Source organism: Streptomyces sp. NPDC127177 (genome assembly GCF_042672475.1).
Lineage (GTDB): Bacteria > Actinomycetota > Actinomycetes > Streptomycetales > Streptomycetaceae > Streptomyces.
In genome coordinates this window covers 57504-81256 of sequence record NZ_JBHXUW010000013.1, presented here as the reverse complement: position 1 = coordinate 81256, position 23753 = coordinate 57504, and the positions used below count along the sequence as shown (strand labels likewise).

1 protein-coding gene is annotated in these 23753 nt (G+C 72.5%); it reads left to right on the top strand.

Features of this window, described 5'->3' with window-relative positions; genetic code table 11:
• Nucleotides 1-143 precede the first annotated feature (143 nt).
• On the top strand, nt 144-23753 hold the full coding sequence (locus ACFVJX_RS10850) for an SDR family NAD(P)-dependent oxidoreductase (protein ID WP_385744357.1): 23610 nt from the start codon (nt 144-146) through the stop codon (nt 23751-23753).

Sequence of the window (23753 nt, the reverse complement as noted above, 5' to 3'; positions counted from 1 at the left end):
CGACGTGATGCACGGCACGTCGGCAATCGGTTCCGAGGGTTGAAGCGCGCCCTTCGGAGAACCCAACACCCCTGCTCATCGCGCACGAGTTCGCGCTATCTGATGGCAGCACGCCCGCCGCGGAGGACGACAGCCCGCTGCCGGTGCGTCCAGACAACATTCACCGCGGGAGCGGCTCGTCAGGAGAAGGTCCTGGTTCGGCGCGCCCGGGTTCGGTCACGGGCGGCCGTCGTGCTGCGCCGAAAACACCGCGAACGACAAGGGGGTCTCCAGCAGTGTCGCAGCATGTCCCCATCGCCGTCATTGGAATGGCGTGCAGGTTTCCCGGTGCGGACAACCACCGCCGGTTCTGGGACCTCCTCAAGAACGCCCGGTCGCCGGTGGGCGAAGTACCACAGACCCGTTGGGACATGGGGAGGGCGGAGGCGGCGATCGCCTCCGGTGGAGGGGCCGGGCGCCCGGGCGTCAGCAGGTGGGCCGGGCTGATCGACGACGTCGACGCCTTCGACGCGCAGTTCTTCCGCTTCTCCCCGCTGGAGGCCGAGAGCGCCGACCCGCAGCAGCGCATCATGCTGGAACTCGTGTGGTCCTGCGTCGAGGACGCGGCCATCGCTCCCGGCCGGCTGTCCGGCCGCGATGCCGGGGTGTTCCTGGGCTCGTTCGGCCTGGACTACAAGGAGCTTCAGGAGAGCCGCTCAGGCGAAGTCGCGGCGCACCACTCCACGGGCACGATCGGGGCGGTCATCGCGAACCGGGTCTCCCACTTCCTCGATCTGCGCGGCCCCAGTGTGGTCGTCGACACGGCGTCGTCGGCCTCCTTGCAGGCCCTCCACCTCGCGGTCCAGTCCCTTCAACACGGCGAGTGCGGACTCGCGTTCGCCGGGGGGATCAACCTCGTGCTGACGCCGGCCCGGCACACCTCGTTCGCCAAGACCGGCATGCTGTCGCCCACCGGCTCGTGCCGCCCCTTCGACGAGCGGGCCGACGGCTACGTCCGGGGCGAGGGCGGGGGCGTTGTCCTGCTGAAGCCCCTCGCGGACGCCGTGCGCGACGGGGACAACGTCTACGGTGTCATCAAGGGCAGCGCCGCGAACCACAACGGCCGGACACGCACACTGACCTACCCCAGCGACCAGGCGCAGGCGCGGGTCGTGGCGGACGCCATCCTCCGGGCGGGCGTCTCCTCCGACACCATCGGGTACGTCGAGGCACACGGCACCGGGACACCGACCGGGGACCCGGTCGAATTCGAGGGCCTGGTGGAGGGCTTCCGTAGGGCGCGCGGCGACGACGCGGACCCGCAACAGCAGAACTTCTGCGGACTGGGGTCGGTCAAGGCCAACATCGGCCACCTCGAAGCCGCCGCCGGGATCGCCGGCCTGCTCAAGGTGCTCCTCGCGATGGAGCACCGGCAGCTGCCCCGCCTGCGGGGCTTCCAGCGGCTGAACCCGCGCATCGACCTGGACGGCACCCCCTTTCACATCGTGGACCGGCTGCGCGACTGGAAGCCCCTGCGGTCGCGGACCGGTGAAACCCTGCCCCGCCGGGCGAGCGTCAGCTCGTTCGGCATCGGCGGCACCAACGCCCACGTGGTCCTCGAAGAGGCTCCCACCACGGCACCGGTCCTTCCGGAGGACCGCCCGGCCTACCTCGTGTGCCTGTCCGCGCGAACCGGCACCGCGCTCCAGCGGCGGCTCCGCGACCTGCGGGACTGGCTCGACGGCGACGGCTCCGAGGCGGATCTGACCAGCCTCAGCGCCACCCTGCTGCTGGGGCGTGACCACTTCGGCTGCCGGACCGCGTTGGTCGTGCGCGACCGCGACGAGCTCCGGACGAAGCTGGCGCTCCTGTCGGAGACGGGCCGGGCCGACGACTGCTTCCACGAGCCGCAGGGCGCACCGTCGGACGGTGAGGAGGCCGGAGCGCCTCGGCCGGCCGTCGAACCCGTGGCCGACACCGGGGCCGATCTCCCGGCTGCCGAGTACCGGGACCGGCTGCTGGACCTGGCGGAGTCCTTCGCCGCAGGACGCGACCACGCGTGGACGGACCTGTTCGCGTCGGCGCCCCGGCGGCTCCGACTGCCGACCTACGCGTTCGACCGCCACCGCTTCTGGATCAGCCGGGACGCGGCCGACGGGGCCGTACCCGTCGGGAGTCCGGCGGCCGTGCAGGACGAAGAGTTGGATCCCGCAACCAAGCAGGAAGGACTCGTGCCGAACATGGTCGGGCAGACACATCCCAGGGAGTGGACGGGCACCGACACCCGGGAGGCCGTCGAGGCGGATCTCCTGGGCATCGTCGGCGAGGTCCTGCGGCTCGAGGTCGACGAGATCCGTCCGCAGGCCCGGCTGTCCGACCTCGGCTGCGACTCGGTCGGCAACACCGAGCTCGCCCTGCGGCTGAACGAGCACTACGGCATCGACGTCGAGCCGGCGCTCTTCTACACGTACTTCACCGTGGCGATGCTCGCGGACCATCTGCTGGAGGAGCGGTACGCCGGAGCCGTGGCGGGGAAGTACACGGCGACCGACGGCCGGACCGACGGCCGGACCGACGGGGCGACCGTCGGCGGGACGGCCTCTGCCGAAGCGGAGGCCGCGACGGAGGCAGGGGAGGAGGCCGTCCCAGGGGCCCGGCCCCAGCCAGGCCACGGAGCCGATGACAGCGACCACCGCATCGCTGTCATCGGAATGAGCGGCCGATTCCCGCAGGCCCGCACGGTCGAGGAGTTCTGGCAGCTGCTCGCCGAAGGCAGGGACGCGGTGACCCCGATCCCCGCGCACCGGCTGGGCAACTGGGCCGGTGTGGCGGGCGCCTCGGAGGTCCGGGGCGGATGGCTGCCCGGCGAAGCGGAGTTCGACCCGCTGTTCTTCGAGATCTCCCCCAAGGAGGCGGAGCACATGGACCCGCGGCAGCGTCTGCTGCTGCAGGAGTCGTGGCGGGCCCTGGAGGACGCCGGATACGGGGCGAAGCAGCTCGGCGACAACGTCATGGGCATGTTCGTCGGTGCCGAGCAGAGCGACTACCCGGGTCTGGACGGGGACGAGGAGACGCTGACCTCCGGCCATGACGGAATCCTGGCTGCCCGACTCAGCTACTTCCTCGATTTCTCCGGGCCGGTGCTGACCGTCAACACGGCCTGCTCGGCCGGCCTGGCGGCCGTGCACCAGGCATGCCTGAGCCTGCGCAGCGGCGAGTGCGACACCGCGGTCGCCGCGGGCGTCAGCCTCATGGCCGGACCCAGGTTCCACGAGCACGCCACCCAGGCCGGGATGCTGTCACCCGACGGGGTCTGCTACGCGTTCGACAAGCGTGCCAACGGCATGGTCATGGGCGAGGCGATCGCCGCCGTCGTACTGAAGCCGCTGGCCAAGGCGCTTGCCGACGGTGACCGGGTGCACGCCGTCATCACGGCGAGCGGCCTCAACCACGACGGCCGGACCAACGGGATCACGGCTCCCAGCCAGACCGCCCAGGTCGCCCTGCTCGACTCCGTGTACCGGCGGTTCGGAGTCGAGCCGGCCGGCATCGAACACGTGATCGCCCACGGCACGGGCACCAGGCTCGGCGACCCCATCGAGGTGAACGCGCTGACCGAGGCGTTCGGCCGGCACACCGACAAGACCCGGTACTGCGCGCTGACCTCGGTCAAGACGAACGTCGGGCACACCCTGGCCGCCTCGGGCGTGGTCAGCCTGATCGCCCTGGTGCAGGCGCTGCGGCATCGGACGGTCCCCGCGAGCCTGCACTCCGAGCAGGAGAGCGAGTACATCGACTGGACGCGCAGCCCGTTCCGCGTCAACAAGGAGGCCCGCCCCTGGCCGGTCCGGCAGGGGCGGGAACGGACCGGTGCCGTCAGCTCCTTCGGTATCAGCGGGACGAACGTCCACGTCGTGGTGGAGAGCCACGGCGACGGATCGGCCGCGCTTCCGGCCGTCTCCCGGCCCTCTTACCTGCTCGCGCTGTCGGCGAAGACCGAAGAGGCGCTCCGGGAGCGGGTGGCGGACCTGCTCGACTTCCTCCGGACCGGCGGGGCGAAGGACGTCGGTCTCGGGAGGATCAGCAGCACCCTGCTCGCGGGTCGGCACCACTTCGCGCACCGCTGTGCGCTGGTCGCGGAGACCCCCGAGGACGCCGAGCTGCTGCTGCGGCAGGTCCTCGACGGCAAGAAGGACCCCCAGGTGTTCCGCGGGCTGACCGGCCGGGACTTCCGCCCGCAGATCGCGCTCGCCGAGTACGGGAACGAGCTGGTCGGACGCGTCCGTGCGGGGAAGCGGGACGCCCGGTACCGGGACGCGGTCCGGGCCCTGGCCGACCTCTACTGCCAGGGCTACGAGTTGGCCTGGGAGAACCTCTTCGGGGAGGGGCCGCTGCCGTGCGTCTCGCTGCCCGGCTACCCCTTCGCCCGTGAGACCTACTGGACCGATCCGGCGGGGTCCCGCCGAGAGGCGGTGCCGCAGGCGCTTCCCGCGTCCGCCGCACTGCACCCGCTGCTGGACGGGAACGTCTCCACCTTCCGGTCACAGCGCTACACCAAGTGCCTCTCGTCGAGCGAGTTCTTCCTGCGCGACCACATCGTGGACGGGAGGATTTTGCTGCCCGGAGTCGCCCACATGGAGATGGCGTACGCCGCCTCCCGGCTGGCCACCGGCGCCGATTCGGTCACCCTGCGGGGCATCATCTGGGGCCGTCCGATCGTCATGGACAGCCCGTCCCGGACCGTCCACATCGAGCTGACCCCGCTCGAACACGACTCGCTGGAGTTCGTCATCCACGACGAGACCGGCGGCGAGCGCACGGTCTTCTCCCAGGGCCGGGCCGAGTGCGCCGCCGACGGGCCCACGCGTCCGCGCGGCGCGATCGACATCGCCGCGATCAAGGCGCGGTGCGGCGCCCGCCGTGAGAACGGCGAGATCTTCGCGAGCCTTCGGGAACTGGGGTTCGGCTACGGCGAGACCTTTCAGGCCATGCAGGAGCTGTACTGCGGCGAGGAGGAGGCACTGGCCCGGATCGTGCTCGGCGACGGCCTCGACGAGGAGTACCCCCGCTTCACCCTGCACCCCTCGCTGTTCGACGCCGCGCTCAACGCGCTGCGCGGCATCGGGGAGCAGGACGGCGTCCTGCGGATCCCATTCAGCCTCGAAGAGCTCGTGGTCTTCGCACCGATCCCCCGGCAGTCCTACACCCATGCGACCATCCACCGGATCGCCCGGGACGGGACACTGAGCGTCGATCTCTCGCTCTGCGACGACAGCGGCACCGAGTGCGTCAGGCTCACCGGCCTGGTGTTCAAGGAGGTCGTGGCGGACAAGAGCGAGCAACTGCACTACTACGTGCCGCGCTGGACCGACAGCGACAGCGACAGCGACAGCGACAGCGACACCGGCCGCGGGGCGGAGTCCTCTCTGGCGGGAGACACGCTGCTGCTCCTCGACGACGAGGACACGCGCCGTGCTCCGCTGGGCGCGGGGTACGCCGGCCGCGTGGTGCGCGTGCGGAGCGGGAGCTCGTTCCGGGAGTCGGGACCGGACCTGTTCACCGTGGACCGCCGAAGCCCCGAGGACTTCGAACGGCTCCTGCGGGCCCTGGAGGAAGGGGACTCGGCGCCGCGGGCGATCGTGGACTGCTGGCCGCTCACCCCGGACCAGTCCGATCTCACGATCGGCTTGGAGGGGCTGCTGCACCTCTTCCGTGCCGTGCACCGCACCGGGAACGGGCAGGAGGTCCAGTACCTGTCCGTGCACTCGGACCGGACCGGCCCCCAGCAGGCCGCGGCGGAGGCGCTCACGGGCTTCGGCCGCGCCATGACGACGGTCGACCACCTGTTCCGGGTGGGTAGTCTCCAGGTCGCGGACGCGGCGGCGCCGGACGCCGTTGCGGACAGTGTGCTGCGCGAGCTCGACCGGCCGGAGGGGCCCGCGGAACGGGGCTGGCGCGAGATCCGGCACACCGACGGGGCGCGCTCGGAGCGGGTGCTGCAGCCGTGGACCGCCGAAGAGCGCGGCGGTGGCCGCGGGCTGCCCCTCAAGGAGCGCGGCGTCTACCTGCTCAGCGGGGGCGCCGGCGCCCTGGGGCTGCACCTGGCCGGGTACCTGGCCAGGGAGTGCCGGGCGAGGCTGGTCCTGCTCGGCCGGCGGGAGCCGGACGTCTCGCTGCGGGCGCAGTTCGCCGCCCTGGAGGAGGCCGGGGCCGAGGTCTTCTACGTCCCCTGCGACGTGACCGACCGCGACGGCGTGAGCCGGGCACTCGACGCGGCGAAGGAGCGCTTCGGCGGTGTTGACGGCGTCTTCCACGGCGCGGGCGTCATGGGCGGTACGGGCGTCATGGATGCCGACTGGGCCGATTTCGAGAGGGTCCTGGCGCCGAAGACCCGGGGAACCGTTCATCTCGACGAGCTGACCGCCGGCGAACCGCTCGACTTCTTCGTCGTGTTCTCGTCCATCGCCGCCTACGTCGGAGATTTCGGACGGGGCAGTTACGCCGCCGCCAACCGGTTCCTCGACAGTTACATCCGGCACCGGGAGGAACTGCGGACGCGGGGCCTGCGCCGCGGCCGGTGCATCTCGGTCAACTGGCCCTACTGGGCCGAGGGCGGCATGCTCGGTGAGCTCGCCGAGGACGGCCCCGCGAAGACGCTCTACCACGACCACTCGGGCATGCGGGGACTGCGGACCGAGGAGGGCATCGGGGCGCTGCTGGCGATCCTGGAGTCCGACGAGAACCAGGTCGTCGTGACGAAGGGGGAGCGCAAGAAGATCGAGCGGGTCCTGCGGGTCCCGGGAGCCGAGCGGGCCGGTGCGGAAACGGCCGGAGCCCGGACCGCGGACACGGCCGGCGCCGCGCCGGTGACCGTGGACGCCGTGGTCGCGGAGAGCACGGAACCGGAGCCCGCCGGGGACTCCGGCGAGCTGTTCACCCGGACGGTCGGCTACCTGAAGGGCCGGCTGTCGCAGGTCTTCCGTATTCCGCAGGGGCGGATCGACGCCTCCGCGGAGCTGGGGGAGTACGGCATCGAGTCCATCCAGATCATGGAGCTGATGAGGCTCCTGACCAAGGACTTCGCATCGCTCCCGGGGACGCTGTTCTTCGAGTACCGCACGATCCAGGAACTGGCCGAGTACTTCACCGAGCACCAGGCCGCGCGGCTGACCGAGCTGCTGGGGCCGTCGCGGTCCGCCACCGCGCCGCCGGCGCCTGCGAAGCGCGCGCCCGCGGCCGCTGCGCCGGCCTCCCCGCCGGTCCCGGCGCACATGCGGTCCGCCGAGGTCCGGAGCGGCTCCGTGACCCCCCAGGAGGCACGGCCGGCCGGGCGGGCTGCCGGACGGCCCGGGGGACGCCCGCGTGACGTGGCGATCATCGGCATGAGCGGTAGGTATCCGAAGGCGTACGACCTCGACGAGTTCTGGAAGGTGCTGGAGCGCGGCCAGGACTGCATCGAGGAGATCCCGTCGCGCCGATGGGACAAGGAGCTGTACTACGCGGCCGAGAAGACACCCGGCAAGAGCTCCAGTAAGTGGGGGGGCTTCATCGACGGAGCCGAGGACTTCGACGCGTTGTTCTTCAACATGTCGGCGAACCAGGCCGCGCTGACCGACCCCCAGACCCGGCTGTTTCTGCAGGCCGCCTGGGAGGCGATGGAGGACGCGGGCCACACGCGCCGGTCCCTGAGCCCCGACAAGGCCCGCAAGGTCGGCGTCTACCTGGGCATGATGTGGAACGAGTACCAGCTGTACAGCGGCGACGACGTCGTCCTGTCCGACCGCGCCGCCGCCTCCAACGCCGTCTCCTACTTCTTCGACCTGCACGGGCAGAGCCTCACCGTCGACACCGCCTGCTCCTCGTCGCTCTACGCGATAGCCATGGCGGTCGAGAGCATCCGCAACGGCTCCTCGTCCCTCGCGTTCGCCGGCGGGGTGAACCTGTCGCTGCACCCCAACAAGTACGTCTCGCTCAGCCAGATGAACTTCTTCTCCGAGGACGGACGCTGCCGCTCCTTCGGTGAGGGCGGCACGGGCTACGTACCGGGCGAGGGCGTCGGCTGCGTCCTGCTCAAGTCGTACGACCAGGCGGTCGAGGACGGCGACCACATCCACGGGGTGATCCGCGGCGTCGCCACGGTCCACGGCGGCAAGACCAACGGCATGACCGTGCCCAACCCCCTGGCGCAGGCGGACATGGTCTCCGCCGCGCTGGCGGACGCCGGGCTCTCGGCCGAGGACATCAGCTACGTCGAGGGCCACGGCACGGGCACCTCCCTCGGCGACCCCATCGAGATCACCGGTCTGACACGGGCGTTCCGCAAGCACACCGACCGGAAGCAGTACTGCCCGATCGGATCGGTGAAGTCGAACATCGGCCACCTGGAGGGCGCGGCCGGTGTCGTCGCCGTCACCAAGGTCCTGCTCCAGATGCGGCACGGCATGCTCGTGCCCTCCCTCCATTCCGAGCAGCTGAACCGGCACATCGACTTCCCGAACTCGCCCTTCCACGTGCAGCGCCGCCTGGAGCCCTGGGAGCGCCCCACCTGGACGGTCGACGGGGTGCAGCAGACCCTGCCAAGGATCGCCGGCGTCTCGTCGTTCGGCGCGCACGGCGCCATCGCGCACGTGATCATCGAGGAGTACCGGGCCGGGGCCGAGAGGCCGCCGCGCCCGTCCCGCGACCCCCTGCCGGAACTGCTGGTGCTGTCGGCGAAGGACGACGAGCGGCTCCGGGCGAAGGCCCGGAACCTGCTCGCGTGGCTGGACCGGGCCGGCCGCGACGCCGACCCCGCGGACATCGCCTACACCCTTCAGGTCGGCCGCGAGGCCATGGAGGAACGCCTGGCCCTGGTCGCCGACGGGCGGGACGCGCTGCGCGAGCGGCTGCGCGCGTTCCTCGACGGTGAGCAGGAGGACGACGCGAACGTCTTCCGCGGCGGCGTGCGGCAGAACAAGGACTCCGTCGCCCTCCTCGAAGCCGACGAAGAGATGCGGGCCCTGGTGCGGCAGTGGCTCGCACAGGGCCGGTACGACAAGCTGGCCAACGTCTGGGTCAAGGGCCTGGCCCTCGACTGGACGTCCTTGGCCCGCCACGTCGAGCCGCGCCGCATCCCCCTGCCGACGTACCCGTTCGTCCAGGAACGCCACTGGCTCGACGCCCCTCCCGCGCTCGCCCTCCAGCCGCCCCGTCCGGCGGCTCCGGCCGAGCCGGCGGCGGCCGGCCGGGTGCCCGCGGAAGGGCCCGTCGGCGAACGGACCCGGCCGCTGGCCTTCGTGGAGGCCTGGGAGCCGGCGCCGCTGGGCGCGGGCACAGCCCCCGCGCCGCGCGGCATCGTGTTCCTGTGCACGGGCACCGAGCGTCAGGAGGAGGTCGCCCGGGCGGCCCGAAAACTCGGCCCCGGCCTCCGCACGGTCTTCGTCGGACGCGGGGACGGCTTCCGCACGACGGGTCCCGACCGCTACGAGGTCCGGCGCGGCTCGGCCCAGGACTACCGGGACGCCTTCCGCGCCATCGTGGCCGGCCCCGGTCCCGTCGACGCGGTCGTCAGCATGGAGGCGCTCGAACCCGGAGCCGTCGACGGCGACTTCGGCGATGTCGTGCTGACGCTCCAGGCCATCGCCGAAGCCGGACTCGACGTACGGCGCCACCTGGTGGCCGGGCAGTACCGCGACGGCCGGGAGCGCGCGCTACTGGAGGCGCACCTCGGTTTCGAGCGCTCGCTGGGCCTGGTGATGCCGAAGCTGTCGACGGTGGCCGTGCTCCAGGACGCCGACGATCCGCAGCGGCCGGCGGACGCCGCGGCCTGGGTGACCAGGCTGGTCGCCGAGTTGCGCCAGGAACCGGCGGTCAGCGCGTCGTACCGGTCGGGCGGGCGCTTCGTGAGCCGTGTCCGTGAAGCCGTGTTGGAGGAGGACCGTGCCGGAGCGCTCCGGCACGGCGGCACCTATCTGATCACCGGCGGCTGCGGCGGGCTCGGGCTGATCACGGCCAGGCACCTCGTTGAGCACTTCGCGGCCAACGTCGTCCTGACCGGCCGCTCCCCGTTGGACGAGGCACGCCGGGAGACCCTGCGCGGGCTCGGCGCCGGAGACCGGGTCCTGTACGTCCAGGCGGACAGCTGCGACGCGGACGCCATGACGGGGGCCGTGGCACGGGCGCGCGAGAGCTTCGGTGCCCTGCACGGAGTCATCCACGCCGCCGGGGTCCAGGGGCAGGGAAGCGTCCTGGAGAAGGACCTGCGCTCCTTCGAGGCGGTCCTCGACCCCAAGATCCGGGGGACGCTGGTACTGGACGAGGCGCTGGCCGGCGAAGAGCTGGACTTCGTCTGCTACTTCTCCTCCACAGCAGCCGTCATCGGTGACTTCGGCACCTGCGACTACGCGGTCGGCAACCGCTTCCAGATGTCCTACGCCCGGCACCGCGAGGAGCAGGTGCGCGCGGGCCGCCTGACCGGACGGAGCCTGGTGGTCAACTGGCCGCTGTGGCGCGAGGGCGGCATGGGCTTCGACCGCGACACCACCACGATGCTGCTGAAGTCCAGTGGCCAGGACTTCCTGGAGACGGCGGACGGCATCGCCCTCTTCGAGCAGCTGCTGTCCCAGCCGGCCGCTCAGCACATGATCCTGGTCGGCAGTCCGAGCCGGGTCTCCCGGTTCCTGGGGCTGACGCCCACCGCCGACGCCCCGGCGCGGCCGACGGCCGACGAGGCCGCGGCCCGGCCGGCCGGCCCGGCGAACGGGAGCGCCCCGGACCCGGCACAGGCCCCGGTCGCGGAGGAACGCCTGGCACACGATCTGCGCCGGATCGTCAGCGGCGCGGTGGGCCTGTCCCCGGACAGGCTCTACGAGGACGACAACCTCGCGGACTACGGCTTCGACTCTGTGAGCCTCGCCGGACTGGCCGCCGGGCTGGGCGAGTACTGGGGCGTCTCGGTGACACCGGCCCTCTTCTACAGCCGCTCCACGCTGCGCAAGCTGCGCGAGTACTTCGCCACGGAGCACCGGGAGGTCCTCGCGGCGTTCTATCTCGCCCAGGCCACCCGCGGCGCCGCTGCCGGGCCCGTCGGAGCGGAGTCCGCACCCCCGGAGGACGTGATGCCCCCGGCCGGCCGGCCGGCCCCGAGCGCCGAGCCCGCCCAGGGCGCCGGCGGGACCCCTGGCCCTGACTCCGCAGGCCGGAAGCCGCACCCGGCCTGCGGGGACGACGACGCCATCGCGGTCATCGGCATGAGCGGGCGGTTCCCCGGCGCCGACGACCCTTCCGAACTGTGGTCGGTCCTCGCGGAGGGCCGCGACACCGTCACCCCCGTCTCCCGCGAGCGCCTCGACCTGTGGGGCGAGCCGCACGACAGCCCCTTCGCGGCCGTCCGGGTCGGCCAGGTGTCCGACCCGGACGAGTTCGACCCGCTGTTCTTCGAGATCTCCCCGAACGAGGCGCGGAGCCTGGATCCGCGCCAGCGCCTGCTGCTCCAGGAAGCGTGGCACGCCCTGGAGGACGCCGGCTGGACGCCCGCGTCGACCCGTCGGGTCGGCATGTTCGTGGGGGTCGAGCAGGGTGACTACGACATTCCGGACCCCGAGGCGGGCAGCATCACCGCCAACCACGACGGCATCCTCGCAGCACGCCTCTCGTACCTGCTCGACCTGAGCGGCCCCGTGATGGCCATCAACACCGCCTGCTCCTCCGGGCTGGTCGCCGCCCACCAGGCCTGCGCGAGCATCCGCTCCGGCGAGTCCGACGTCGCCCTGGCCGCGGGCGTCAGCCTGATCACCACCCCTCAGCTACTGACCCGGACCAAGCAGGCGGGCATGCTGTCCGAAGACGGTGTCACCTACGCCTTCGACAGCCGTGCGAACGGGATGGTGCTCAGCGAAGCCGTCGCCGTCGTGGTGCTGAAGCGGCTCTCGGCGGCGGTGGCCGACGGCGACCGGATCCACGGTGTCATCCGTGCCAGCGGCATCAACTACGACGGCAGGTCCAACGGCATCACCGCCCCGAACGGTGACGCCCAGGTCGCGCTGCTGCGCGACACCTACCAGCGGCACGGCATCGACCCGGCGGACATCGAGTACGTGGTCGCCCACGGCACCGGCACGCGGCTCGGCGACCCCGTCGAGGTCAACGCGCTCAACGACGTCTTCCGGAGCTTCACCGGCAAGCGGGGCTACTGCGCCCTGACGTCCGTGAAGCCGAACGTCGGGCACACGCTCGCGGCCTCGGGTCTCGTCAGCCTCATCGGCGTCCTGCAGGCCATGCGCCACGAGACGATCCCCGGATCCCTGCACTGCGCGCACGAGAACGAATACATCGACTGGAAGGACAGCCCGTTCTTCGTCAACAGGACGAACCGGGCATGGACCCAGGTCCCCGGACACAGGAGCCTCGCCGCCATCAGCTCCTTCGGCATGAGCGGTACCAACGCCCACATGGTGGTGGAGAGCCGTCCGGCGGGTGGCGAGGAAGAGGTCGTGGAGATGTCCGCCCATCTGCTGGCCCTGTCGGCCAAGTCCGAGGAGTCGCTGCGGCAGCGCGTCGCCGACCTCGTCGACTTCCTGGAGGCCCCCCGGAAGTCCCATGGACTGCGGGACGTCAGTGCGACGCTGCTGGATGGCCGGCCGCACTTCCGGCACCGCTGCGCGGTCGTGGCCCGGGACACCGCCGAGGCGGTCCGGCTGCTGCGCGCGTGGTCCGCGGCCGGGCACCACGATGTCCTCACCGGCCAGGTGCCCCGTGGATTCACTCCGCACGACGAGGCCCGGCGGGCCGGGGACCGGCTGCTGGAGGAGGCTGCCGGGCAGGCAGACGGGGTCGTGCTCCGGGACGCCCTGCGCGCCGCGGGAAAGGCCTACTGCCAGGGGTACGACCTGGAGTGGCGCCGGCTGTTCGGCGGCCGGCGCACCGCGCCGGTCGCGCTGCCCGGCTACCCGTTCGCGAAGAAGCGTCTGTGGCGCCGGCCCGCGCAGCGGACGGCGCCGGGCGGGACCCTCACGGCCGGTTCCTCCCGCGCCGTCGGCACCGGACACCGGTTCGACACGACGCTTACCGGGTCGGAGTCGTTCCTGCGCGACCACGTCGTGGCCGGCGAGAAGGTCCTGCCGGGCGTCGCCCACCTGGAGTTGGTCCGGGCGGCCCACGCCGCGCAGCGGAACGCGCCGACGACCGCAGTAACCTTCCGCGACGTCGTGTGGCTGAGGCCGGTGCGGGTCGACGGCACCCCCGTCGACCTCCGGGTCGAACTGGAGCCGGACGGAGCCGCGGGGAGCCGCTACCGGCTCCTGGCGCCCGGAGCCGACGGCCCGGTCGTGCACAGCCAGGGGCGCCTGGAGCAGGGGAACGGATCCGTGTCGCGGCCACGCCTCGACCTGGAGGCCCTGCGGACCGAGTGCGGACGCTACGAGACGGCCGCGGGCGAGATGTACCTCGCCTACCGGCGCCAGGGCATCGCCTACGGCCCCTCCTGCAGGGGAGTGAAACGACTCCTCGTGGGAGACGCACAGGTGCTCGCCGAACTGGAGCTGCCCGAGGCGCCCGAGTATGGTCCGGGCGACCCGGAACTGCCCCCGGGGCTCCTCGACTCGGCACTCCAGGCCTCCGCGGGCCTGCGGACCGCCGGCGGACTCCACCTTCCGTACGCTGTCGGAGCCGTGGAGGTCCTGGGCCCCTGCGAGCCGGTCATGTGGGCATGGCTCAGGAGCACCACGGAGGACGGTGCCGAGTTCGACGTCGACATCTGTGCCGCGGACGGGGAGGTCCGCGTGCGGTTCGCGGCCTTCCGCACCCGGCCCCTGTCCGCCGGCGCGGAGGCACCGGCCGAGCCGGAGCGGTCCGCCGCCGGCGGCCCGGAGCTGCTCCAGCCGCGCTGGGAGCCCGCCGGGCCCGTCCCGCCGGCGGCCGACGCCGGCCCCCTGGGGCGGATCCTGCTGGCCGGCACCGACCCGGAGGAGCTGGGCTCCCTCCTCACCGGGAGTGGTGAGGACGTCGACGTCCTGCTGCTGCGGGCCGATGACACTGTCGACGGTCTGCGGGAGCGGCTCGGCCGCGGTGCGCCCTACGACGGCGTCGTCTGGGTCGCCGGTGGCGGAGCGGAGGCGCTCCCGCAGAGCGAGGACCTGATCACCCGCCAGGAGGAGGGCGTCTACGCAGGCTTCCGCCTGGCCAAGGCGCTGCTGGCACTCGGCTACGACAAGCGCGATCTGGCGTGGACCGCCCTCACCGTCCGCAGCCTCGGCGTCGTCGATACCGACCGGGTCGACCCGACGCACGCGGGCGTGCACGGCCTGCTGGGGTCGCTGTCCAAGGAGAACCCGCGCTGGCGGGTGCGCCTCGCCGATGTGGAGACGGTCCGGGACGAGGTGCTGAGGGAGGCGCTGCGCCTGCCGGTGAAGCCGTCCGGTGACAGCTGGGCCCACCGGGGCGGGAGCTGGCTCCGGCAGACCCTGGAGCCGGTGGCATCCGACTCGTTCCCCACCGGGGCGCTGCCGTACCGGAGCGACCGGGTCTACGTGGTTATCGGCGGTGCCGGAGGCCTCGGCGCGGTGTGGACCGAGCACGTGGTGCGCACCTACGGGGCGCAGGTGGTCTGGATCGGCCGCCGTGCCGAGGACGAGTCCGTCCGGGCCAGGATCGACGCGGTCTCCCAGATGGGACCGGCACCGTGGTACGTCCAGGCCGACGCCACGGACCGGGACGACCTGACGGCCGCCTTCACGCGGATCAGGGAGCGCTTCCCCGCGATCCACGGCGTCGTGCACTCGGCGCTCGTCCTGCTCGACCAGAGCGTGGCCAGGATGCCGGAGGAGCGGTTCCGGGCCGCCGTGCGCGCGAAGGTGGACACCAGCGTCCGTATCGCACAGGTCTTCATGGACGAGCCGTTGGACTTCGTGCTGTTCTTCTCCTCGACCAACTCCTTCCAGCGTTCCGCGGGCCAGAGCAACTACGTGTCCGGCTGTGTCTTCAAGGACGAGTTCGCCCGGCTGTGGCGGCAGAGCCGCCCCACCGCCGTGAAGGTGGTGAACTGGGGCTACTGGGGCAGCGTCGGCGTCGTCGCCTCGTCCGAGTACCAGCAGCGGATGGAGCGGAGCGGCATCGGCTCCATCGAGCCCGCCGAAGGCATGGCCGCCCTCGACCGCCTGCTCTCCGGTCCGTACCACCAGCTCGCCGTGGACAAGACCACCGTCCCGCGGCAGGCCGGCGACCACACGCCCGCCGGTTCCGCCGGCCCGGACGACCGGCTGCTCCAGCGCGTGCTCGCGGACTCCAGCGACGCCCGGGGCTTCGACGACGACCTGCTGTGCGAACTGCTCCTGCTGCAGCTGGGCACGCTGGGGATGGACCTCGCCGGCGGCGGCTCCGTCGCCGACCTGCGAGGAGCCCTGGCATCGGAGGGCGGCTACGAGCGCTGGCTCGACGAGAGCCTGCGCATCCTGGCCGAGCACGGCCATCTGGAGGTGAACGCCGAGCGCTACGCCCCCACGGGCAAGGCGCGCCCCGACGGCGCCGACGCGTGGCGGCGCTGGGACGCGGTGTGCCGCGAGGCCGACGGCGCCAACGCCTACGTCAACCTGCTCGCGCCGGCGATCCGCGCGCTGCCCGAGGTCCTCTCGGGGCGGCGGCGCGCGACCGACGTCATCTTCCCCGATTCCTCGATGAGTCTGGTACGGGGCGTCTACCGCGACTGCGGGAGCGCCACGGCGCTGAACGAGCTCGTCGCGGAGTCGGTGGCGGCCCGCGTCGAGGCCCTGCTCGCGCGCGACCCGGCACATCGCGTCCGTATTTTCGAGATCGGATCCGGCACCGGGGGCACCACCGAGAAGGTGCTGCGCCGGCTGGCGCCGTACCGCGACAGCATGGCCGAGTACTGCTACACCGACGTTTCCCGCTACTTCCTGCGCAACGGACGGCAGGAGTTCGGCGCGGACCATCCGTATCTGAGGTTCGAGCTGTTCGACGCGGAGTGCGCTCCCGCCGAGCAGGGGCTGGAGGAGGGCGGCTACGACATCGTCCTCGCCACCAACGTCCTGCACGCCACCCGCGACGTCCGTGCGGCAGCACGGCACGCCCGCGCCCTGCTGGGCGCGGACGGCACGGTCATCCTCAACGAGCTGGCGACCCGCACCGTGTTCCTGCACCTGACCTTCGGGCTGCTCGAAGGCTGGTGGCGCTACGAGGACACCGACCTGCGAATACCGGGTTGTCCGGGACTGGCTCCCGAAACCTGGCAGCAGGTGCTCGGGGAGTCGGGCCTCGCCGACGCCTCCTTCCCCGCCGAAGCCGTGCACCACGCCGGCCACCAGATCGTTGTCGCACGGACGGGCGAGCCGGCCCCCGGCCCCGCCTCCGAGCCGGCCCCCCGCCCGGCCTCCGAGCCGGCCCCCCGCCCGGCCTCCGAGCTGGCCCCCCGCCCCGCCTCCGAGCCGGCCCCCGGCCCCGCCTCCGCGGCGCGGGTCGCGGACGACGCGGAGGCCCGGGTGCGGTCCGTGATCGTCGAGCGGCTGCAGACGTCCCTGGGACTGGACCGCCGGGAGATATCCGAGGAGGAGTCCTTCGCCGACTACGGGGTGGACTCCATCCTCGCCGTCGAGCTCACCCAGGAACTCGGCACCGACCTGGGCGTCTCGCTGTCGGTCACGGACCTCTTCGACCACAGTTCGGTGCGTGCCCTCGCCGGCTACGTGGTGGAGCACCACCTCGACGCGTCGTCACCGCTCCTGGCGGTCCCGATGCCCGAGGCGGCCTCAACGGCCGTTCCCGAACCGCCGCGGGCTCCCGCCCCGGTGACCGTGCCCGTGGTGGCCGCCGCACCGCGGCCGGTCGTGCCGGCGGCCGGTCGTGCCGGCGCCGACGCCGAGTCCCCGGCCGGCGAGCCCGTCGCCGTCATCGGCATGAGCGGGCGGTTCGGCACAGCCGAGGACACCGAACAGCTCTGGGAGCACCTCGTCGACGGGCGCAGCCTTGTCGGGGAGATCTCCCGGTGGGACATGTCCGCCTTCGTGGCGCCCGGCGCGCCGCACCCCCGGTACGCCTCGATGATGGACGGCATCGACCGGTTCGACCCGCTGTTCTTCCAGATATCCGGTCTCGAGGCCGCCTACATGGACCCCCAGCAGCGGATCGTGCTGGAGGAGGCGTGGAAGGCGCTGGAGGACGCCGGCTACGCGGGCGACGCCCTGCGCGGCCGGTCCTGCGGCGTCTACATCGGCACCCAGGTCAGCGACTACCTGCCCGGCTCCCGCGAGGACGCCCCCGCCCAGGCCATGTGGGGCAACGCCGAGGCAATCATCCCGGCGCGCCTCTCCTACCTCCTCGACCTGCGCGGCCCCGCCATCGCCGTCGAGACCGCGTGCTCCGGATCCCTCGTCGCCCTCCATCTCGCCTGCCAGGCGCTGCGCGCGGGCGAGGTCGAGGCGGCCCTGGTCGGCGGCGTGTCCGTGCAGTGCGCACCCGACTACTACCTGAACGCCCACAAGGCCGGGATGCTCTCGGAGACCGGCCAGTGCCACGCCTTCGCCGAGACCGCGGACGGATTCGTCCCCGGCGAGGGCGCCGGCGTGGTCGTGCTCAAGCGGCTGAGCGACGCCCTCGCCGACGGCGACCACATCCACGGTGTGATCCGCGGTTCCGGCATCAACCAGGACGGGACCTCCAACGGCATCACGGCACCGAGCGCCAAGTCGCAGGAGCGGCTGGAGCGCCAGGTGTACGACACCTTCGGCATCGACCCGGCCGGCATCCAGCTCGTCGAGGCCCATGGCACCGGCACCCAGCTCGGGGACCCGATCGAGTTCCAGGCGCTGACCCGTGCCTTCCACCACTACACCGACAGGCGGCAGTACTGCGCCATCGGATCGGTCAAGACCAATGTCGGGCACGCCGCACCGGCCTCGGGCATGGCGGGGCTCATCAAGGTCCTGCTCGCTCTGCGCCACCGCGAGCTGCCGCGCAGCCTTCACTTCGACCGGGGGAACCCCCACATCGATTTCGAGGGCAGCCCGTTCTACGTCAACACGGTCCACCGCACCTGGACGGCCGAGCCGGGCCGGCCGCGGCGCGCGGCGCTCAGCTCCTTCGGGTTCAGCGGCACCAACGCCCATGTGGTGGTCGAGGAGGCCCCCGAAACGGCGCGCCGCGGCGCCGCCCGTGTCGAGGACCATCTCGTGGTGCTGTCGGCCCTGTCCGCCGAGCAGCTGCGGACCCAGGCGGAACGGCTGGTGGAGCACCTGCGCCGCCGCCCGGACACCGAGCTGGGCGACATCGGCCTGGCCCTGCTGCGGGGCCGCCGGCACTGCCCCGTCCGGCTGGCGTGCGTGGCCCGGGACACCGCCCACCTGGTGGCGCTCCTGACGCAGTGGCTCGCGGACGGACGGGAAGCGGACGTGCGCACCGCAGACCTCACGGAGAACGCGGCGAGCCCCCAGCCCGCTCTGGAGCAGTACGGCGAGAGCTGCCTGCGCAACTGCGCCGAGGGCGCCACCGGGGCGGCCCGCCGGGAGCACCTGGAAGCCGTGTCCGCCCTCTACCTGCAGGGCTACCGGCTCCGCTACGAGCGGCTCTTCGAGAACGGTTCCCACCGGAGCGTCCCCCTGCCTACCTACCCGTTCCAGCGGCAACGCCACTGGCTGCCCCCGGTGGACGGCCCCCGTCCCGCCGTGCCGGCGCCCTCCGCGGACCGCACTCCCGCACCGGGTCCCGGGGCCGAGTCGGGCCATCTGGCGCTGGCGCCGACCTGGGTCGAGGACCAGGCTTCCGCGCCCCGGCCCGGGGGCCCCGTCCGGAGCGGTGTCGTCGTTGTGGGCGGAAGCCCCGAGGAGCGGGCCGCCCTGGCGGCCGAGTGCCCCGACGCCCGCTTCCTCGCCGACGGCTCGGCGGGTACGGCCTCGCTCGTCGAGCAGTTGCGGGGTGCGGGCCGGGTCCGCGACCTCGTGTGGATCTCCCCGGCGGACGGCAGCGCCACCCCGGATGAGCAACTGCGGCGTGCCTCCGGCGGAGTGGAGGCGTTCTTCCGCCTGGTCAAGGCACTGTTCGAGCTGGGCTACGGCGCCGATGAGCTGACGTGGACGGTGCTGACGCGCCAGACGCAGGCCGTGCTGCCGGGCGAGGCGGTGCGGCCCGCCGACGCGGCCGTGCTCGGCCTGGCGGAGGTCATGGCGAAGGAACTGCCGCACTGGGGGGTGGCCTGTTTCGACCTCGGCGGGTCCGACCGGCTCCCCGCCCGGCTCCTGTCCGCCGCCGGCGGGACGACCGTGCGGGCGTTCCGGGACGGCCGGTGGTTCCGCCGGGGCCTGTACCGCGTGGAGCTGCCGGCGCCGGCCCGCTCCCCGTACAAGGAGGGCGGGGTGTACGTCGTCCTGGGCGGGGCCGGCGGCCTCGGCCGGCTCTGGAGCGAGGACATGATCCGGCGCTACCGGGCGCAGATCGTATGGATCGGCCGCCGGGAGAAGGACAGCACCATCCAGGGCGAGATCGACCGGCTGGCCGCGTTCGGCCCGGCCCCGTGGTACATCCGGGCCGACGCCTCCGACGGGGACTCCCTGCGGAGCGCCCACGCCCGGATCCGGGAGCGGTTCGGCACCGTCCACGGCGCGGTGCAGTCCGTCTTCGGCCTGGTGGACCAGAGCCTGCTCAATACGACCGAGGAGCGGTTCCGGCAGGGCCTGAGCGCCAAGATCGACGCCAGCGTGCGGATGGCCGAGGTCTTCGACGCCGAAGGGCTCGACTTCATGCTCTTCTTCTCCTCGATCGCCTCGGTCAACCCGTCCATGGGCTACTGCAGTTACGTGGCCGGCAACGCCTTCGAGGACGCCCTCGCCCGCTCCCTCTCCGGAACGCGCCCGTACGCCGTGAAGGTGGTCAACTGGGGCTACTGGGGGGCCGTCGGCAGCGGACTCGACGTGCCGTCGCACGTCCGCGAGCGCATCTACCGGCAAGAGGGCCTGGGCGACATCGACCCCGCCCTGGCGATGGACGCGGTCCAGCGGCTGCTGGCCGCTCCGCTCGACCGGGTGGCCTACCTCAACACCAGCGCACCCGAACGATTCGAGGGCTATAGCGACCGTGAGGAGATCCGTGTGCTGGAGCCGGCCGAGCGCCGGAGCGAGCCGCTCGCCCCGCTGCCGCCCGAGCGCCGGGAGCAGCTGCGCACCGTGGAGGAACGGGCCAAGTCGAAGCTCCGGGCCTTGGACGAGCTGCTCCTGCGGCTGCTGTGGGACGCACTGCACGGGCGTGGCTGGATCGGGGCGGACACCTTCGACACGGACTCCTTCCGGCGGGCCGGCGGGATCCTGGAGAAGTACGGCCGCTGGACGTCGGAGACCCTGAAGCTGTTCGCGCGGCGGGGCTGGCTCGCGGAGACCGGGGCCGAGGGCTCCTACCGCGCCGTTCCCGGCGCCGTCGATCCGGGAGCCGCCGCCGAGTGGGAGCGCGGCCGGGGCGCCTGGCTCGCGGACCCCGAACTGCGCGCGTCCGTCGACCTGGTCGACGCGACCCTGCGCGTGCTTCCGGACATCCTCGCCGGCACCGTCCCCGCGGTCGACGTGATCTTCCCCGGCTCCTCGCTGGAGCTGGTCGAGGGGATCTACAAGCGGAACATGATCGCCGACTACTTCAACGACGTCGTCGGAGACTGCGTCGCCGCCTTCGTCGAGAGCAGGCTGGCGCGGGATCCCGGAGCCCGGATACGGATCCTGGAGATCGGCGCCGGAACGGGCGGCACCACCGCCACGGTCCTGCCCCGGCTCCGGCCCTACCAGCGGCACGTCGGCGAGTACTGCTACACCGACCTCTCCAAGGCGTTCCTCATCCACGGCCGGCGGGAGTTCGGCGCGGACCGTCCGTTCCTGCGCTGCGAGATCTTCGACGCCGCCCGTCCGGTCGCCGAGCAGGGGCTCGACGAAGGCGGGTACGACCTGGTCATCGCGACCAACGTGCTGCACGCCACCGAGGACGTCCGCACCTCCCTGCGTAACAGCAAGGCGCTGCTGCGGTCCGGAGGGGCTCTGGTCGTCAACGAGATCGCCGGCTACACCGTCTTCGGCATGCTGACGTTCGCGCTGCTGGACGGCTGGTGGCCGGCCGACACCGCGCTGCGCGAGCCCGGCGGGCCCGGCCTGCGGCCCGGGATGTGGCAGTCGGTGCTGGAGCAGGAGGGATTCGGCGGCATCGAGTTCCCCGCGCGGGACGCGCACCCGCTCGGCCAGCAGGTGGTGGTGGGTTTCAGCGACGGGGTCATCCGCCGGACCTGCGGCGAACCCGGCCGTCCCGAGGAGGCGCACCTCGCCGGCCGCCCGGCCGCCCCCCTCCCCGCGGCGGAACCGGCCGGCGCACGGCCGGCGGCGGCGCCCCCCGAGCCCCTGGTGGACGACGCGGTGCTCGCGGACGCGGTGCGCGGCTACCTCAAGGAGCTCGTCGCCCGGACCCTCCTGGTCCCGGCCGAATCCATCGACGCGCGTGAGCGGCTTTCCGCCTACGGCATCGACTCCATCCTCATCCTCCAGCTGCTGACCGCCCTCAAGAAGGACATGGGGGAGACGAGCAGCACCCTGTTCTTCGAGTACCCCACCATCGAGGCGCTGACCGGCTACTTCGTCGCCGAGCGGGGCGAGGCAGCGGCCCGTGCCCTCGGCGTGGCACCCGACCCCGCCGCCGGACGGGTGGCGGGGAGCGCCGTCGCGGCCGGGCCTGTGCCGGCCGAGGCCGCTCCGGCGCCCGGCCCCGGCAGGCCGCAGGCCCGCCTGGCACCGAGGCCCGGCCGCACCGGTGGCGTCGCGATCGTGGGCATGAGCGCACGCTTCCCCCAGGCCGAGACGCTCGACGCCTTCTGGTCGGTACTGCGCGAGGGCCGGAACACCGTCACGGAGGTCCCCGCCGACCGTTGGCCGCTCGACGGCTTCTACGAGCCCGACAAGGAGGAAGCCCTCGCGAAGGGCCGGAGCTACAGCAAGTGGGGAGCCTTCCTCGACGGATTCGCCGACTTCGACCCGCTGTTCTTCGAGATGACGCCGAACGACGCCCTGGAGATCGACCCGCAGGAGCGGTTGTTCCTCCAGGAAGCGTGGCGGGCGTTCGAGGACGCCGGCTACACACGGAGCCGCCTGGAGCGCGAACACGGTTCCCGCGTGGGCGTCTTCGTCGGCATCACCCGCGCCGGGCACAACCTCTACGGCCCCGAGCGCTGGCGCCACGGCGACACCGCCCAGCCCTACACCTCCTTCGGGTCGGCGGCCAACCGCGTCTCGTTCAAGATGAACCTGAACGGTCCGAGCATGCCGGTCGACACGATGTGCTCCTCCTCGCTGACGGCGCTTCACCAGGCCTGCGAACACCTGCTCCACGGTGACTGCGAACTGGCGGTCGCGGGCGGCGTGAACCTCTATCTGCACCCGTCGAGCTTCGTCAACCTGTGCAACCTGCAGATGCTCGCCGACGGGGACGAGTGCCGCAGCTTCGGCGCAGGCGGCAACGGCTTCGTCCCCGGCGAGGGCGTCGGCGCGCTCGTCCTCAAGCGGCTGGAGGACGCCGAGCGGGACGGTGACCACATCCATGCCGTCATCCTCGGCACCAGCATCAACCACGGTGGCACCACCAACGGGTACACCGTGCCGAATCCGGTCGCACAGGGCCGGGTCGTGCGGGACGCACTCGACCGTGCCGGCGTCGACGCGCGCACCATCGGCTACGTGGAGGCGCACGGTACCGGGACCGCGCTCGGAGACCCCATCGAGATCAACGGCCTGACCCGGGCGTTCTCCCAGGACACCCAGGACCTGGGGTACTGCGCGATCGGCTCCGTCAAGAGCAACATCGGGCACGCGGAGGCCGCCGCCGGGATCGCCGGGGTGTTCAAGACCCTCCTGCAGATGCGCCACGGCGAGCTCGTCCCCAGCCTGCACGCCGACGAGCTCAACCCGCACATCGACTTCGACACGACCCCGTTCGTCGTCCAGCGGGCGGGCGCGGAATGGAAGCGGCAGGTCGTCGCCGTCGAGGGCGTCAGCACCGAGGTGCCGCGCCGGGCGGGGGTCTCCTCCTTCGGCGCGGGCGGCTCCAACGCCCACGTGGTGATCGAGGAGTACGTCCGCGACCGGACGGCTCCCGGGCCGGAGCGGACCGGCGAGCCGGTCGTGGTCGTCCTGTCCGCCAAGGACGAGGAACGGCTGCGGGAGCGGGCGGCCGCTCTGCTGGACGCACTTCCGGAAGCCGAGCGGACCGGGGCGACGCCGGCCGACGTCGCGTACACCCTGCAGGTCGGCCGGGAGGCCATGGCCGAGCGGCTGGGCATGGTCGTCGGCTCGTTCGACGAGCTGGGGGACCGGCTGCGCGCCTTCCTGAAGCATCCCGGCGGCACCGTCGCCGGAGTGCACCGCGGTCGCGCGGCGCGCTCCGACCGGGCGCTGACCGCACTGACCGCCGATGCCGAGATGGGCGCGGTCGTCGGGACGTGGCTGGCCAAGGGCTCCTACGCCAAGGTGCTCGACCTGTGGGTGAGCGGCTTCGAGCTGGACTGGGGCGCCCTGCACCCGGCGGGTGCGGCGCGTATCGTCCGGCTGCCCGCCTACCCCTTCGCCCAGGAGCGGTACTGGATCGCGGAACGGTCGCTCGACGGCCGGCTTCCCGAGGCCTCCGGCGAAGAGTCGGCGGACGGCCCGCCGGACCCGCTGATCGACGACCTCCTCGACGAGGTGGTGAAGGGTTCCCTCGGTGTCGAAGCCGCCGCCGAACACATCCGACGGTCCGTCCTCGACGGCACCGGCGCGCACACTGACAACGAGGGGCGCTGA